The sequence below is a fragment of the Variovorax sp. FW301-JW7 genome (genome assembly GCF_058788795.1).
Genome location: NZ_JBYTBC010000038.1, coordinates 1 through 1,133 on the forward strand (window position 1 = coordinate 1; position 1,133 = coordinate 1,133).

A 1,133-nucleotide genomic window follows, 5' to 3' on the forward strand; every position below is an offset into this window, starting at 1 on the left:
AGCAGCAGCGTCACGCGAACGAAGTCACCATGCCGGAACGCATGTGCCATCGCAAAGAAGGCCGCCGCCGCGCACAGCCAGGCCACCGCATCGTTGAGCCCGCTCACGTGCCAGTTCATCTGCCGGCCCACGCCCGCCACGATCATCAGCACGAAGATCAGGAACACACAGAACGCACCCAGCGCGCCTGCACCGTCGTACAGGCGGTCGAGGAAGCGGCGCACGGCTCAGGCCTCCCGCCGGGCCGCCCCAAGGGAGGCCTGCGCCCCCTCGGGGGGCAGCGATACACGAAGTGATGAGCGTGGGGGCGTCATCACTTCTTCTTGTAGGCGTCGACGATGGATGCGCCGTCCGCACCCGCAGCCTTGAGCCAGTCGGCCTGCATGATGCCGCCGACCTGGCGCATGTCGGTGTCCAACTTGGGCGAGGGCTTGTGCACCTTCATGCCGCGCTCGGCGAGCAGGCGCTTGTACTCGTCGTTCTTCTCCTGCGCCACCTTCCAGCCGCGCACCTCGGCGTCGGCTGCGGCCTTGGTCACCGCTGCCTTGGTGGTCGCATCGAGCGCATCGAAGGCCTTGGCGTTCACGAGGATCGCGTTCTTCGGAATCCAGGCCTGCGTGTCGTAGAAGTTCTTGATGTGCTCGAAGGTCTTGGTGTCGTAGCCGGTGGAGCCCGAGCTCATGTAGCTCTCGATCACGCCGGTGGCCATCGCCGCACTCAGTTCGGCCTGCTGGATCTGCACGGGCTGCGCGCCGATGAGTTCGGCGATCTTGGCCGTGGCCGGGCTGTAGGCGCGCCACTTGATGCCGCGCAGGTCGGCCACCGAGCCGATCTCCTTCTTCGTGTAGATGCCTTGAGGCGCCCATGGCACCACGAACAGCACCTTGATGCCTTGCGCGGCCAGCAGCTTGTCCATCGAGGGCTTGGAGGCGTCGTAGAGCTTGCGGGCCTCGGGATAGGTCGTCGCCAGGAAGGGCACGCCGTCCAGCGCGTAGATCGGATTCTCGTTGGCGTAGTTGGCCAGCAGGATCTCGCCGGCCTGGGCCTGGCCGCTTTGCACGGCGCGCTTGATCTCGGGCGCCTTGAACAGCGACGCGTTGGCGTGCACCGTGATCTTCAGCTTGCCGCCGGTG

General features: G+C 66.2%; 1 protein-coding gene and 1 pseudogene. Both read right to left on the reverse strand.

Translation table 11 applies throughout. The features are described from left to right. Positions 1–224 (reverse strand): annotated as a pseudogene (locus AC3WQM_RS31980) (TRAP transporter small permease); the annotation flags it as partial. An 89-nt stretch (positions 225–313) separates the two neighbouring features. Further along, the coding region (locus tag AC3WQM_RS31985; protein WP_492683861.1) for a TRAP transporter substrate-binding protein at positions 314–1,133 on the reverse strand (820 nt) is incomplete at its 5' end.